The organism is Pseudomonas sp. KBN10P06128 (assembly GCF_037574945.1).
Lineage (GTDB): Bacteria > Pseudomonadota > Gammaproteobacteria > Pseudomonadales > Pseudomonadaceae > Pseudomonas > Pseudomonas aeruginosa.
In genome coordinates this window covers 4,546,882-4,560,279 of sequence record NZ_JBBELR010000001.1, presented here as the reverse complement: position 1 = coordinate 4,560,279, position 13,398 = coordinate 4,546,882, and the positions used below count along the sequence as shown (strand labels likewise).

The 13,398-nt window shown below is 66.4% G+C and carries 14 protein-coding genes; 9 read left to right on the top strand and 5 right to left on the bottom strand.

Going from position 1 to position 13,398, the window contains the following annotated elements; translation table 11 throughout:
* The first annotated feature begins 5 nt into the window (after positions 1-5).
* Genes VQ065_RS21340 through pelG form a run of 5 tightly spaced genes read left to right on the top strand, consistent with a single transcriptional unit; the run spans position 6 to position 5,756 of the window.
* Positions 6-524, top strand: a complete 519-nt coding sequence (locus tag VQ065_RS21340; protein ID WP_003091288.1) for a pellicle/biofilm biosynthesis outer membrane protein PelC — start codon at positions 6-8, stop codon at positions 522-524.
* 5 nt (positions 525-529) lie between these two features.
* Entirely contained in the window at positions 530-1,897 is a 1,368-nt protein-coding gene (locus VQ065_RS21335; protein ID WP_003091287.1) for a PelD GGDEF domain-containing protein, read from the top strand.
* Positions 1,875-2,864, top strand: a complete 990-nt coding sequence (locus tag VQ065_RS21330) for a tetratricopeptide repeat protein (protein ID WP_003091286.1) — start codon at positions 1,875-1,877, stop codon at positions 2,862-2,864. The genes VQ065_RS21335 and VQ065_RS21330 overlap by 23 nt, the downstream gene beginning before the upstream one ends.
* Positions 2,861-4,384, top strand: a complete 1,524-nt coding sequence (gene pelF, locus VQ065_RS21325; protein WP_003091284.1) for a GT4 family glycosyltransferase PelF — start codon at positions 2,861-2,863, stop codon at positions 4,382-4,384. Before VQ065_RS21330 ends, pelF begins: the two co-directional genes overlap by 4 nt.
* A 1-nt stretch (position 4,385) precedes the next feature.
* Positions 4,386-5,756: an exopolysaccharide Pel transporter PelG gene (pelG, locus tag VQ065_RS21320; RefSeq protein WP_003091283.1), complete on the top strand. Its 1,371-nt coding sequence runs from the start codon at positions 4,386-4,388 to the stop codon at positions 5,754-5,756.
* Positions 5,757-5,796: 40 nt separating this feature from the next.
* On the opposite strand, the gene VQ065_RS21315 is transcribed toward pelG, so the two are convergent.
* Positions 5,797-6,027 carry a hypothetical protein gene (locus VQ065_RS21315; RefSeq protein ID WP_003091282.1) on the bottom strand — a complete coding sequence of 77 codons (231 nt, stop codon included), beginning with the start codon at positions 6,025-6,027 and terminating at the stop codon, positions 5,797-5,799.
* Positions 6,028-6,152: 125 nt separating this feature from the next.
* On the opposite strand from VQ065_RS21315, the gene VQ065_RS21310 reads away from it, so the two are divergent.
* Positions 6,153-6,629, top strand: a complete 477-nt coding sequence (locus VQ065_RS21310) for a helix-turn-helix domain-containing protein (RefSeq protein ID WP_023098504.1) — start codon at positions 6,153-6,155, stop codon at positions 6,627-6,629.
* A 37-nt stretch (positions 6,630-6,666) separates the two neighbouring features.
* Positions 6,667-7,143, top strand: coding sequence for a helix-turn-helix domain-containing protein (locus VQ065_RS21305; protein ID WP_003130642.1), 477 nt, complete (start codon positions 6,667-6,669; stop codon positions 7,141-7,143).
* Between the two features lie 116 nt (positions 7,144-7,259).
* Here VQ065_RS21305 and VQ065_RS21300 read toward each other — a convergent pair whose 3' ends face one another.
* The 3 genes from VQ065_RS21300 to VQ065_RS21290 all read right to left on the bottom strand — a co-directional run bounded on the left by VQ065_RS21300 (position 7,260) and on the right by VQ065_RS21290 (position 11,286).
* A complete protein-coding gene (locus tag VQ065_RS21300; protein WP_003091279.1) occupies positions 7,260-9,164 on the bottom strand; it encodes a M14 family metallopeptidase in 1,905 nt (634 codons plus the stop codon).
* 167 nt (positions 9,165-9,331) lie between these two features.
* Positions 9,332-10,333: an alpha/beta fold hydrolase gene (locus VQ065_RS21295; RefSeq protein ID WP_003091278.1), complete on the bottom strand. Its 1,002-nt coding sequence runs from the start codon at positions 10,331-10,333 to the stop codon at positions 9,332-9,334.
* Positions 10,334-10,404: 71 nt separating this feature from the next.
* On the bottom strand, positions 10,405-11,286 hold the full coding sequence (locus VQ065_RS21290; RefSeq protein ID WP_003091277.1) for a DUF6685 family protein: 882 nt from the start codon (positions 11,284-11,286) through the stop codon (positions 10,405-10,407).
* A gap of 152 nt (positions 11,287-11,438) precedes the next feature.
* On the opposite strand from VQ065_RS21290, the gene VQ065_RS21285 reads away from it, so the two are divergent.
* Positions 11,439-11,660: a DUF2835 domain-containing protein gene (locus tag VQ065_RS21285; protein WP_003103227.1), complete on the top strand. Its 222-nt coding sequence runs from the start codon at positions 11,439-11,441 to the stop codon at positions 11,658-11,660.
* Between the two features lie 56 nt (positions 11,661-11,716).
* Positions 11,717-12,745, top strand: coding sequence for a quinone-dependent dihydroorotate dehydrogenase (locus VQ065_RS21280; RefSeq protein ID WP_003091275.1), 1,029 nt, complete (start codon positions 11,717-11,719; stop codon positions 12,743-12,745).
* Between the two features lie 87 nt (positions 12,746-12,832).
* On the opposite strand, the gene rmf is transcribed toward VQ065_RS21280, so the two are convergent.
* The gene (gene rmf, locus VQ065_RS21275; RefSeq protein WP_003103238.1) at positions 12,833-13,045 is read right to left on the bottom strand and encodes a ribosome modulation factor; all 213 of its coding nucleotides are present in this window, start codon (positions 13,043-13,045) and stop codon (positions 12,833-12,835) included.
* Between the last annotated feature and the right edge of the window lie 353 nt (positions 13,046-13,398).

The window sequence follows — 13,398 nt, the reverse complement described above, 5'->3', positions numbered from 1 at the left end:
ACAACATGCAATCCATCCGCTGCCTGGCTCTCGCGGCCGTCGCCCTGTTCATGGCGGGCTGCTCCAGCTTCACCAGCGAAAGCGCTACGCCGCTGGCGCGCGGCGCGCAGTGGGGCCTGGTGCCGCTGCTCAATTACTCCCAGGCGCCGCAGGCCGGCGAGCGTGCCGAGCAGATCCTGCTCAGCGTGCTGGCCGAGGAGGGTGTGCGGCCGCGCCTGTACCCGGCGCAGCCGCAAGGCGACCTGCAACTGGTCGACGACCGCGAGCGCCAGCAGCGCGCGCTGGACTGGGCACGCCAGCAGAAGCTGGCCTACGTGGTCACCGGCAGCGTCGAGGAGTGGCAGTACAAGAACGGCCTGGACGGCGAGCCGGCGGTGGGCGTCAGCCTGCAGGTGCTGGAGCCGGCCTCCGGGCGGGTGCTCTGGAGCACCAGCGGGGCGCGCGCCGGCTGGTCCCGGGAAAGCCTGGCGGGCGCCGCGCAGAAAGTCCTGCGCGAGCTGGTCGGCGACCTGCGGCTCGAGTGACGGCGATGTCCGCGCACAAGGATTTCACCCTCGCACCGCGTGCCAGCGGCAGTGTCTCCTGGGTCGAGACGCTGGTCATCAGCGCGCTCGCGCTGGGCCTGGGCTGGTGGTTCAGCCCGGACGACCCGCTGCAGGTCAACGCCACCTTTCCCTGGGTGATCCTCGCGCCCCTGTTGCTGGGCATGCGCTACGGCTTCGTCCGCGGGTTGGCCAGCGCGGCGCTGCTGGTGGCGGCGCTGTTCGCGTTTCGCGTCCAGGGCGTCGAGGCCTATGCTCAGGTACCGGCGGCCTTCATCGTCGGCGTGCTGCTCTGCGCCATGTTGGTGGGCGAGTTCCGCGACATCTGGGAACGCCGCCTGGAGCGCCTGGAGCTGGCGAACGAGTACCGCCAGTTGCGCCTCGACGAATTCACCCGCGCCCATCACATCCTGCGCATCTCCCACGATCGCCTGGAACAGCGGGTCGCCGGCAACGACCAGAGCCTGCGCAGTTCGCTGCTCGGTCTGCGACAACTGCTGCGCGAGCTGCCGGGCGATGAGGCACCGCTCGATGCGCTGGCGGAAACCGTGCTGGCGCTGCTGGCCCAGTACGGTTCGCTGCGCATCGCCGGACTCTACCGGGTGCGCTACGACCGCACCCCGGAGCCGCAACCCTTGGCGACGCTCGGCGAGATGCCGGCGCTGGACGCCGACGATCTGCTGGTGCGCACCTGTCTGGAGCGCGGCGAACTGGTCAGCGTGCGCCAGGAACTGCTGGAGCGCGGCGAGCAGCGTGCGCACAGCGCGCTGCAGGTGTGCGTGCCGCTGGTCGACACCGATGGGCGGATCCTTGCCCTGCTGGCGGTGGAGCAGATGCCGTTCTTCGTCTTCAACGAACGTACCTTCAGCCTGCTGGCGATCCTCGCCGGGCACGTCGCCGACTTGCTGCAGAGCGACCGCCTCGCACTGCAACTGGCCGACATCGACGCCCAGCGCTTCTCCCAGTACCTCAAGCGCTCCCTGCTGGACGCCCGCGACCATGGATTGCCGGCCTGCCTGTATGCCTTCGAGCTGACCGATGCGCGCTACGGTGAAGAGGTCCAGTGTCTGCTGGAAGGCAGCCAGCGAGGCCTCGACGTGCAGTTGCGACTGCGCAACGACGAGGGCCGGCGGGTCCTGCTGGTGTTGTTGCCGCTGACTTCTGCCGAAGGCTCCCAGGGGTATCTGCAGCGCCTGAGGATTCTCTTCGCCGAACGCTTCGGCCAGGCCCGCGAGCTGGAGTCGCTGGGCGTGCGCATCCGCCAGTACGAACTGGACGCCGGCAACGATCGCCAGGCGCTGGGACATTTCCTTTTCAACGAGTGCGGCCTGAATGATCAGCAAGTGGCTATTTAGCGGCGCCTTCCTGTTCGAGCTGAGCAGTTGGGCGAGCGTCTTCGCCGACCTGCCGATCGGCCAGGCGCTGGCGCTCTACCTGTTCGCCCACGGCCTGGGCAGCGCCCTGCTGTGCGTCGGCGTATGGCTGCTGCTGCCGCGGCGCTACAAGTTCCCGCTGCCGTGGAGCCCGCTGTTCCTCTTCAGCCTGGCCTTCTTCGTGCCGCTGATCGGGGCGGTCGGCGTCGCCGCGGCGGTATTCCCGGCGCTGTACCTGCCGCGCCAGCGTGGCGAGCAGGCCTGGCAGGCGATGGGCGTCCCCGAGCTGCCGTTCCGGCCGAAGGAAAAGCGCCTCGACATGATGTTCAGCGACGGCGGTCTGCAGGACGTCCTGCGCCATGCGCCGGACCCGAACCAGCGGCTCACGGCGATCTTCGCCACCCGGCGGATGCCCGGCAAGGAGGCGATCCCGATCCTCAAGCTGGCCCTGCGCGACCCCGCCGACGACGTCCGCCTGCTGGCCTACTCGATGCTCGACCAGAAGGAAAGCCGGATCAACCAGCGCATCGAGGCCGCCCTCGGCCGCCTCGCCGGCGCCACGCCGGCGCGACGCGGCGCGCTGCACGGAACCCTGGCGCGCTGGTACTGGGAACTGGCCTACCTGGGGTTGGCCCAGGGCAGCGTGCTGGAGCACATCCTCGAGCAGGCGCGCGAGCATACCGACCAGGCGCTACGCGGCACACCCTCGGCCGACCTGCATCTGCTGGCCGGACGCATCGCCCTCGAACAAGGCCGCCTGGAGGATGCCGGGCACGCCCTCCAGGCCGCCGAGGAGGCGGGAATCGATAGCGCCCAGCTGGCGCCGTTCCGCGCCGAGGTGGCGTTCTTCCAGCGGCGCTACCGGGACATCCCCCGGCTTCTCGCCGGAATGCCCGACGACATGCTGCAACGGCCGCCCTTCGCGGCCCTGGCGAGATACTGGACATGACCGAACACACCGCTCCGACGGCGCCCGTCGCCGATGTCTGCCTGCTGCTGGAGGGCACTTGGCCCTATGTCCGCGGCGGCGTCTCCAGCTGGGTCAACCAGTTGATCCTCGGTCTCCCCGACCTGACCTTCTCGGTGTTCTTCATCGGCGGCCAGAAGGATGCCTACGGCAAGCGCCACTACCCGATCCCGGACAATGTGCTGCACATCGAGGAACACTTCCTGGAAACCGCCTGGAGTTCGCCGAACCCGCAGACGCGACAGGGCAGTAGCGAGACCGAAAAGGCGTTGCGCGATCTGCACCGTTTCTTCCACTACCCGGAGACGCCGGACGTGGAGGAGGGCGACGCGCTGCTCGACCTGCTCGCCGAGGGCCGCATCGGCCGCGAGGACTTTCTCCACAGCAAGGCCAGTTGGGAAGCGATCACCGCAGGCTACGAGCGCTATTGCACCGATCCGTCCTTCGTCAATTACTTCTGGACCCTGCGCTCGATGCAGGCGCCGGTGTTCATGCTCGCCGAGGCGGCCCGGCGGATGCCGCGGGCGCGCATACTGCACTCGATCTCCACCGGCTACGCCGGCCTGCTGGGCTGCATCCTGCAACGTCGCTGGGGCTGCCGCTACCTGCTCAGCGAGCACGGCATCTACACCAAGGAGCGCAAGATCGACCTGGCCCAGGCCAACTGGATCGCGGAGAACCCCGACGAGCAGCTGAGTACCGGACTGGATGCCGAGGTCAGCTACATCCGTCGCTTGTGGATCCGCTTCTTCGAGCGTGTCGGCCTGCTCACCTATCGCGCCGCCAATCCGATCGTCGCCCTCTACGAAGGCAACCGCCAGCGCCAGGTACTCGATGGCGCCGAGCCACGGCGCACCCGGGTGATCCCCAACGGCATCGACCTCGATGCCTGGGCCGGCGCCCTCGAACGGCGGCCGCCGGGGATTCCGCCGGTGGTCGGGCTGGTCGGCCGGGTAGTGCCGATCAAGGACGTGAAGACCTTCATCCGCGCCATGCGCGGGGTGGTCAGCGCGATGCCGGAGGCGGAGGGCTGGATCGTCGGTCCGGAGGAGGAAGACCCGGACTATGCCAGCGAATGCCGCAGCCTGGTGGCCAGCCTCGGCCTGCAGGACAAGGTGAAGTTCCTCGGTTTCCGTCGGATCGGCGAGGTCCTGCCGCAACTCGGCCTGATGGTCCTCACCTCGATCAGCGAAGCGCAGCCGCTGGTGATCCTCGAGGCCTGGGCTGCCGGCGCCCCGGTGGTGAGCAGCGACGTCGGCTCCTGCCGCGAACTGATCGAAGGCGCCGACGCCGAAGATCGCGCCTTGGGCCGCGCCGGGGAGGTGGTGGCGATCGCCGACCCGCAGGCCACTTCGCGGGCGATCCTCGCCCTGCTGCGCAATCCGCAGCGCTGGCAGGCGGCCCAGGCGGTCGGCCTGCAACGGGTCGAACGCTACTACACCGAGGCGCTGATGCTCGGACGTTACCGCGGGCTGTACCGCGAAGCCACGGAGATTGCATGACATGGCCGGCATCGGCTTCGAACTGCGGAAGATCCTTTCCCGCGATTCCTATACGGCGACCCTGCGCGCCTATCTCTACGCCGGGCTGATCAGCTCCGGTCCCTGGGTGCTGTCGATCGTCAGCGTGATGCTGATCGGCGTGCTGAGCCTCGGCGTGGTGGTGCCGGACGTGCTGGTCCGGCAGTTCCTGATCACGGTGACCTACCTGATGGCGCTGTCGCTGATCTTCACCGGGGGACTGCAACTGTTCTTCACCCGCTTCATTTCCGATCGCCTGTTCGAGCGCAAGCACGAGGCGATCCTGCCCAACCTGGTGGGCGTGCTGTTGCTGGTGACGTTGGCGGCGGGCCTGCTCTCGGCGATATTGCTGGCGACCCTGTTCGATGAGCCGTTCGCCTACCGCCTGCTGGTGATGGCCAACTTCGTGGTGCTCTGCAACCTGTGGCTGGTGATCATCTTCCTGTCGGGAATGAAGGCCTACAAACGCATCCTGCTGGTGATGTTCATCGGCTACGCGCTGATGGTCGCCTGTGCCTACCTGCTGCGTTTCATGCAGATGGACGGCCTGCTGCTGGCATTGCTGATCGGCCACGCCAGCCTGCTGTTCGTCTTCCTCTACGACATCCTCCGCGAGTACCCGGCCAGGCGCATGGTGGCCTTCGACTTCCTCGACCGCCGGCAGGTCTTCGTCAGCCTGCTGCTGACCGGCCTCTGCTACAACCTGGGGATCTGGATCGACAAGTTCATCTTCTGGTTCAACCCATCCACCTCGGACCTGGTGATCGGCCCGCTGCGCGCCTCGATCCTCTACGACCTGCCGATCTTCCTCGCCTACCTGTCGATCATTCCCGGCATGGCGGTGTTCCTGGTGCGCATCGAGACCGACTTCGCCGAGTGGTACGAGCGGGTCTACGAGGCGATCCGCGGCGGCGAGACCCTGCAGCACATCGGCCTGCTCAAGGAGCAGATGATCCTCGCCATCCGCCAGGGCCTCCTGGAAATCTGCAAGGTGCAGGGGCTGGCGGTGGTCCTGCTGTTCCTGCTGGCGCCGCAATTGCTCGGCTGGCTGGGAATTTCCCGCTACTACCTGCCGCTGTTCTACATCGACCTGATCGGGGTGAGCATCCAGGTAGTGTTCATGGCCTTGCTCAACGTCTTCTTCTACCTGGACAAGCGCCGCATCGTCCTCGAACTCTGCGTGCTGTTCGTGATCGTCAACGGCGCCCTGACCTTCGTCAGCCTGCTGCTCGGGCCGAGCTTCTTCGGCTACGGCTTCACCCTGTCGCTGCTGGTCTGCGTGCTGGTCGGGCTGTACCGCCTGACCACCGCGCTGGACGACCTGGAGTACGAGACCTTCATGCTCAATCGCTGAGGGGTTTCGCCGGCGGCAGGGTCTTTCAGAAAGGGCCGATTCACCCGGTTGAATCGGCTCCTTTTTTTGCTTCCTCGATGCGTTTTTGCAGCTTCTGCATATCCACCAGGCGTTGCGTACCGAAGGTTCGCATCGGCAGGTCGCCGCTCTCTATCCAGGCGTAGAGCAGGTCCGGCCGGTCGCTGAGGCCGGTCAGGAAGGCGAAACGCATCAGGGTTATATAGCGGGGGCACTCGGCGAAACCCTCTTGGGGGAGTTCTTCCACTTTCATCAGGCGTCCTGCACCATGGTCCGATGTTGGAGGGGAACCCTCGGTCTAGAGGGCTTGGATTCATATTGATCTACTAACAGTTAGTGAATCAATATGCATAGAGAACCATCAGACGCGGACTACACATGGTAAAGAATCGACGTTTGTTCACTGCTGGCAAGCGCTTGCGCGCCCTGCGCGAGCTGATGGGCTTGAGCCGTCCGCAGTTCGCCGAGTTGGTGGGAATGACGGCCAAGCGCCTGGAGAACATCGAGAACGAACTGCAGCACATGCACGACGAGGACTTCGAGAAGGTCTGCGGAACCTTCCCGGAGTTCAGCGACTGGATCGCCTATGAAGGCAGCATCGAGCCGCAGTCGATCGCCTGGAAGGTCGCCGACTCGGCGCAGGCGGCCGCGGTCTACCTGGTTGAGCGCAACCCGGTGCTGCTGGAGCGGCACGGCATCGACATGCAGGCCTGGCGCGAACGCCACCGCGAGATACGCGAGGCGCTGCTGGCGGCGGAACAGGCGCCGGAGGCGGAGCCGGCGCCCCTGGAAGAGCCGCCGGAACCCAGGCGCCAGCGGAAGAGGAAAACGCCCGCGAGCGGCAAGGGCGACTGAGGCGCATCGCGCCAGAAACGAAGGGAAGTATCTGTACATGGTCTATGTAGTGAGGAAGCGCTGCCTGTTTCGCGCCGGCGAGCGCCTGTTCGGGTTGCGCGGGCTGACGGGGTTGAACCGACCGCAGTTTTCCGAAGTGGTCGGCATGGATCCCAAACGCCTTGAGAACATCGAGAGTGGCCGGCAGCGCATGCACGACGAGGATTTCGAGAAGGTCTGCGGGACCTTTCCGGAGTTCAGCGACTGGATCGCCTATGAAGGCAGCATCGAACCGCAGTCGATCGCCTGGAAGATCGCCGAGGCCGCCCAGGAAGCGGCGGTCTATCTGGTGGAGCGCAACCCCGAGCTGCTCGAACTCCACGGTCTCGACGTGCCGGCCTGGCGCGAGAAGCATCGGGAAATCCTCAAGAAGCTGCGCAAGCGGGAACTGTCGCCGCCACCCGAAAAACCACTGAAACCCAGGCGCAAGCGCAAGCCGAGAAGCAACCTGCCCACACCCACCGACGGTACCTGAGACCGGCTCCCTCTCCCCAGCCCTCTCCCGCAAGCGGGAGAGGGAACGGGGCTCCCGAAGCCCAGCGGTAGGGCGAATAACGCGCAGCGTTATCCGCCGTCAGCCCCAGGTGGGCCTCAGAACACTACTCCTACCGGATAGACGAAGGCGTTCACGTCGTAGAACGGCGTGCGCTGGTAGAACCATTGCAGGCGCGCCTGCGGATCGGCGGCGAAGGCCTTGTCCTCGCGCAGGCGTTTGTCGAAGGCGGCCTTCAGCGCCGGGTCTTCCGCCAGCATCTTGCGCGCCATCGGCTCCATCACGTATTCCTCCGGCTCCTCGGCGGCCACCAGGGTGGAATTGAAGAAGCCCCACGACCAGAACGAATCCGGACTCTGCGGTTGCAGCAGGTCGATGGCCAGGACGCCCAGCGGCTGGGCGGTGTCGATCGACAGCGAGCCGGCCGGGAAGGTCTGCAAGCGCTGGAACGGCTTCGGCGTGCCGCTGACCAGCAGGCGACCTTCGTAGCCCGGAATCCGGTTGCCTTGCACGCGATCCGGTTCGAAGCCATCGGCGAGCTTGATGTCGTCCATGCGGTACAGGGTCACGGCGATTTCGGTCGGACGCTCCAGGGTGGTGTAGCGGATGCCGTGGGCCTTGATCCGGGCGATCACTTCGTGCCACTGCGCCGGGACGATGAAACGCTGGGGACGCGGCACCACCAGGTCGGGTACGCCGTTGTCGGTCACCGGTAGTTTCAGCGTCTTCGGCCGGTTGCTCCAGACGATGGTGCGGGCCCCGGTGACCGGCGATTGCTCGTAGCGGTAGTCGCCCACCACGAACGGCGTCTCGGTGGCCTCGCCCGGCTTCCAGGTGAGGATCACCTCCTTCTGCCGCAGCAGGCGCTCGCGGTCGCTGGCGATGGCCTGGCGCAGGCTGGCGGCCTGCTCGCCGATCACCTCGAACATCGCCTTGAGCATCACGTAGTTGCCCAGCACCTGGGTCTTGTACGGATGCAGGGCGTGTTGCTCGATGAGGATCGACGGCACGTTGCGGATGTCGCCGTACTGGTTGGAGAAGCGCGCCAGGTCGGTGCGGTAGGGGTAGTAGCCCTGGGTCGGATCCTGATTGTCGTTCAGGCTGATGCATTCATGGACCATGTGCCCGAGGCTTTCCAGCGCCTGGTACACCGGCTTGCGCATGACCTGGTCCATCCAGGCGCTGCTCGCCGGTGACCAGCCATTGCCGTTGTGGCAGTAGGAGCTGTCGTAGGGATACATGGCGCCGTCGGTGGAGTGAGTGTCGGCGAAGAAGCTCAGTTCGTAGTGGTTGAACACCCAGGCGACGTTGCGGATCTCCGCGCTGTCGAGCTTGGTGAAGTCGCGGTTGAGATTGAGATTGCGGCCGTTCACCCGCCAGCCGGTCTCCCGCGGGCCGTTCTGGTTGATCCGCCCGTAGGCGCTGCGGCGCAGGTCGCCGTCGACGTTGACCACCGGGATGAACAGCAGGTTGATCTTCTCCAGCAGCCCGGCGAGCGGGCGGTCGGCAGCGCTCATGTCGCGCAGCAGCATGAACATGGCGTCCTTGCCGTTGGCCTCGCCGGGATGGATCTCGGCTTCCACCAGCAAGGTCGGCTTGGCGGAGCGCTTCAGGCCGGCGGCGGACTTGTCAGCCTCGGTGGAGGCGGTCACCAGCAGCATCGGGTGGCCCTCGGCGCTGCGCTCGGGCAACTCGCGCAGGGCGATGCGGCCGGAGGAGGCGGCTACCAGTTTCTCCAGGTAGGCGCGGGTCTCGCGGTAGTCGCTGGTGCGCTGGAAGTCGCTGCTCTCGGCCTGGGTGATCAAGGGGTCGCCGGGCTTGGCGAGGTAGCGCAGGCTGCCCAGCTTCTGCTCGAACATCGGTGGCAGGATGCGCTGGCGGGCCGCGGCCGGGTAGGCGCTGTCATCGATGTAGGCGGGCGCGTGGGGCAGCTCCGCGTGAGCGGGCAGGGCGCTCGCCAGCAGGACGCCGGCGAGTAGCGAACGGGGTTGGCAAGGGAACACGATGAACCTCCATGTGGATGGGAACGGCCGCGGCGTGGGTGGGCTTGCGCGACGCGAGCCACGCGTCGTCGCGCAGCCAGTGCAGTGAAACGCCGGCGGCAGGCATCGGTGTTGACGCCGGGCAAGGCGCGGCGAAGCCGATGGCGAGAGCGCCGCCGGTGGATGGTTCAGGGCTGGGTTTGCAGACCCTTCAGCAGTGCCTGGTGGAAGCGTTCCGGAGCCTGTATCTGCGGGGTATGGCCAAGGTCGGGGAATTCCACCAGGGTCGCCTGGGGAATCCGTCGGGCGGCGTCCTTGCCCAGTTGCGCGTAGTTGCCCAGCCTGGCTTTCAGTTCTGCCGGCGCGGCGTCCTTGCCGATGGCGGTGTTGTCTTTCTCGCCGATCAGCAGCAGGGTCGGCATCTGCAACCGGTCCAGTTCGTAGACCACCGGCTGGGTGAAGATCATGTCGTAGGTCAGCGCCGAGTTCCAGGCCACCGACTCGCGCCCCTTGCCGCGATACATGCCGGCCTGCATCTGTACCCAGCGATCGAACTCGGGGCGCCATTCGCCGGCGTAGTAGGTGGCTTGCTGGTATTGGCGAATGCCTTCGGCGCTGGTCTGCAAGTCGCGCCTGTACCAGTCGTCGACGCTGCGCCAGGGCACGCCCAGGGCCTTCCAGTCCTCCAGACCGATGGGGTTGACCAGCACCAGTCGTTCGACCTGCCGCGGGTAGAGCAGGGCGTAGCGGGTAGCGAGCATGCCGCCCATGGAATGGCCGATCACGCTGGCCCGGGCGACGCCGAGCCGTTCCAGCAGGGCGTGGGTGTTGGCTGCCAGTTGCTGGAAGCTGTACTGGTAATGGGCCGGCTTGCTCGACTTGCAGAAGCCGACCTGGTCGACGGCGATCACCCGGTAGCCGGCGTCGGCGAGCACGTCGATGGTGCGCTCCCAGGTCCCGGCGCAGAAATTCTTGCCGTGCATGAGCAGGATGGTGCGGCCGTTGGCTTTCTTCGGCGCGACGTCGAGGTAGGCCATGCTCAGCGGCTGGCCCTGGGAGGTGAAGTCCAGATAATGCACCGGATAGGCGTAGTCGAAGCCTTCCAGGCGTTCGCCGTAGACCGGCGCCTGGCTGGCCAGCGCCGGCCCGCAGGCGAGGGCGAGACAGAGGCTGAGGCGGGGTAGGGACATGCGATCGCTCCTGTGTGGGTCTGCTGGAGGATGCACGTCAGGGCGCGAGCTGGCCAGTCCTGGCCGGTTGCCTACAGTTGCTTCAGATACTTCACCACGTCTGCCGCGCCAGCCGCCCGCAGACCTTCGCCGAGGGCATCGGCGCGTTCGTCGTTGCGGGGCAGCAACAGGCACTCCGGGGTTTCCGGGGTGAACAGGGCGAGTCGCGCATAGGGCAGGCCAGTATCCAGCAGCAGGCTCATGAAGGTCGGCTCGGACCAGGCCTGGGTCGGAATCCGCAGCATGTGGTAGCGCTGTTCCAGTTCGTCCAGCGCGCCGGGCTCCAGTTCGTAGCGTTCCAGGTGTGCCGGCAGCTTCAGTTCCAGTTCGCGGCGGCGGGCGTAGACGATCGCCGCGGCGAAGGCGCAGGCCTGACGTTCGCCCGCCCAGAACAGGCGCTCGCCGTGCCAGGCGGCCTGGCGCAGGCGGATGCTGTCGCCGTTGGTGAAACGCGGCAGGGCCAGGCTCAGAGCCTTGACGAAATCCTTGTAGCTGATGATCCGTACGCCCCGGCAGACCTCGGCCGTGGCCAGGTCTTCCAGGCGTGGGCAAGGTGCCTGGACGAGGATCTCGCGGCTGCATACGCCTTCGATGGTCTTCAGGTCGACCGACTCCAGGGTGGAGTGGCTGACCCGCACCAGGCGCTTGAGGACCGCGTGGGCTTCCGCCTTGTCTTCCTGGACCGGGCCGGATAGCGCGCCGCGCGGCAGATCGACCAGGGTGTGCAGGGGCGGTCCGGCCTGCCACCAGACGCTCGGCTCCGGCCGTCGCAATGGCTGGAACGGCAGCTCGAGGGCGGCCGCCCGTTCGCGCAGCTCCCGGCCATCGCTTCGCGCGGCACCCAGGCGCAGGCGGTTGGCGAGTGCGGAAAGGCGACCGGTGAAGGTGCTGTTGCTACGCGAGTTGGAACTCATGATCGACGGAGGGCTCCTCGGGCTCGGCGACCGACGCGGAAAGGGGCGGGAGGGGACGGCGACGGTCCGTCCATTGAAGCACAGGTTCGGGCGTGACATTCAACCGCGTGGTTTGTGGCAAGCTGTCGTGGTTCATTCAAGCGGGGGGCTCCATGCCCAGTCTCATCATGGATATCGCCCTGTCCGGCGAACGCCTGCAGGCCATCTACGGCGGCAGGGCCAATCGGGTCCTGCTGCGCAGCCGCGACGGTCGCCGGGTGAACCTGCCGGCCCATCACCTGCGTCCGTTCATCGGCCACGATGGCGTGCATGGCACGTTCCGCCTCGATTTCAGCGAGGACGGCCGCCTGCTGGCGCTGCAACGCCTCGCCTGAGCGGGTGCTCGACGGCTATAATCGGCACCCTTCATTCTGCCGACCGATACCCGACCATGTACACCCTGGCCCGCCAGCTGCTGTTCAAACTGTCCCCGGAAACCTCCCACGAACTGTCCATCGACCTGATCGGGGCCGGCGGTCGCCTGGGCCTGAACCGCCTGCTGACGCCCAAGCCGGCCAGCCTGCCGGTCTCTGTGCTGGGCCTGGAGTTTCCCAATCCGGTGGGGCTGGCCGCGGGCCTGGACAAGAACGGCGACGCCATCGACGGGTTCGGCCAGCTCGGTTTCGGCTTCATCGAGATCGGCACCGTCACTCCGCGACCGCAGCCGGGCAATCCCAAGCCGCGCCTGTTCCGCCTGCCGCAAGCCAACGCGATCATCAATCGCATGGGCTTCAACAACCACGGCGTCGACCACCTGCTGGCACGGGTGCGCGCGGCGAAGTATCGCGGCGTACTGGGGATCAACATCGGCAAGAACTTCGATACCCCGGTGGAGCGCGCGGTCGACGACTACCTGATCTGCCTGGACAAGGTCTACGCCGACGCCAGCTACGTCACCGTCAACGTCAGCTCGCCGAACACGCCCGGCCTGCGCAGCCTGCAGTTCGGCGATTCGCTCAAGCAACTGCTGGAGGCACTGCGCCAGCGCCAGGAAGCGCTGGCGCTGCGGCATGGCCGGCGGGTACCGCTGGCGATCAAGATCGCCCCGGACATGACCGACGAAGAGACCGCGCTGGTCGCCGCGGCGCTGGTCGAGGCGGGGATGGACGCGGTGATCGCGACCAATACCACTCTCGGCCGCGAAGGCGTGGAAGGCCTGCCGCATGGCGACGAGGCGGGTGGCCTGTCCGGCGCGCCGGTGCGGGAAAAGAGCACGCACACGGTGAAGGTGCTGGCCGGCGAGCTGGGCGGACGGCTGCCGATCATCGCCGCCGGCGGTATCACCGAGGGCGCGCACGCGGCGGAGAAGATCGCCGCCGGGGCGAGCCTGGTGCAGATCTATTCGGGTTTCATCTACAAGGGACCGGCGTTGATCCGCGAAGCGGTGGACGCCATCGCCGCATTGCCGCGGCGGAATTGAAAAGGGCTCCTTGCGGAGCCCTTGGGCTTGCGCCCGCCGCCCGGATGGGGCGTGCCTTGGGGAAATCGGTGCTATCCGTGTTGTCGCTTACACGTGCTGGAGTTGATTGAGACGTTGTAAGCCGGCCGTGCCAGTGAGGCCGTCCCAGTTGTCGCCACGGCCCTCGCGCCAGCCGTTGAGCCAGGACTGCCGCGTCGTAGGATGGGTGAACGGACAAAGATCACGAGATTTACCGGTTATGCCGTTCTGATAACCACGCAAGAAGGCTCTTTCCAACGGATCACGCTTAAGTCTTCTCATAGGGTGTTGCCCTCACTTGTTGACTGTTATGTCCCGTTGGCCCCCAGGGGAGGCCTGGCGAAGCTTTCGCCGAAAGGGGTCGTTGCCGGCGTGACGACCCTCGCCCGACACCGTTGCGGTGGCGGATTAACTGGAGTTCTAACCAAAGCGTTCAGGCGTGTGAATGACCGATTTGTCATAAAGACTTAACGCTTTCGTCGATAGGGCCATATGTTGCAGGCTCATGACGCCTGGTTTCCGGCGCTAACGCCGCAGGGTCGCGGGGTTGCGCCTTATAACGATTTGCACCCCCACCAATTGAGATTTCCTCGCATTCCGACGAAGGGTCGCCCAGACTGCGACTCGGGGTCGCA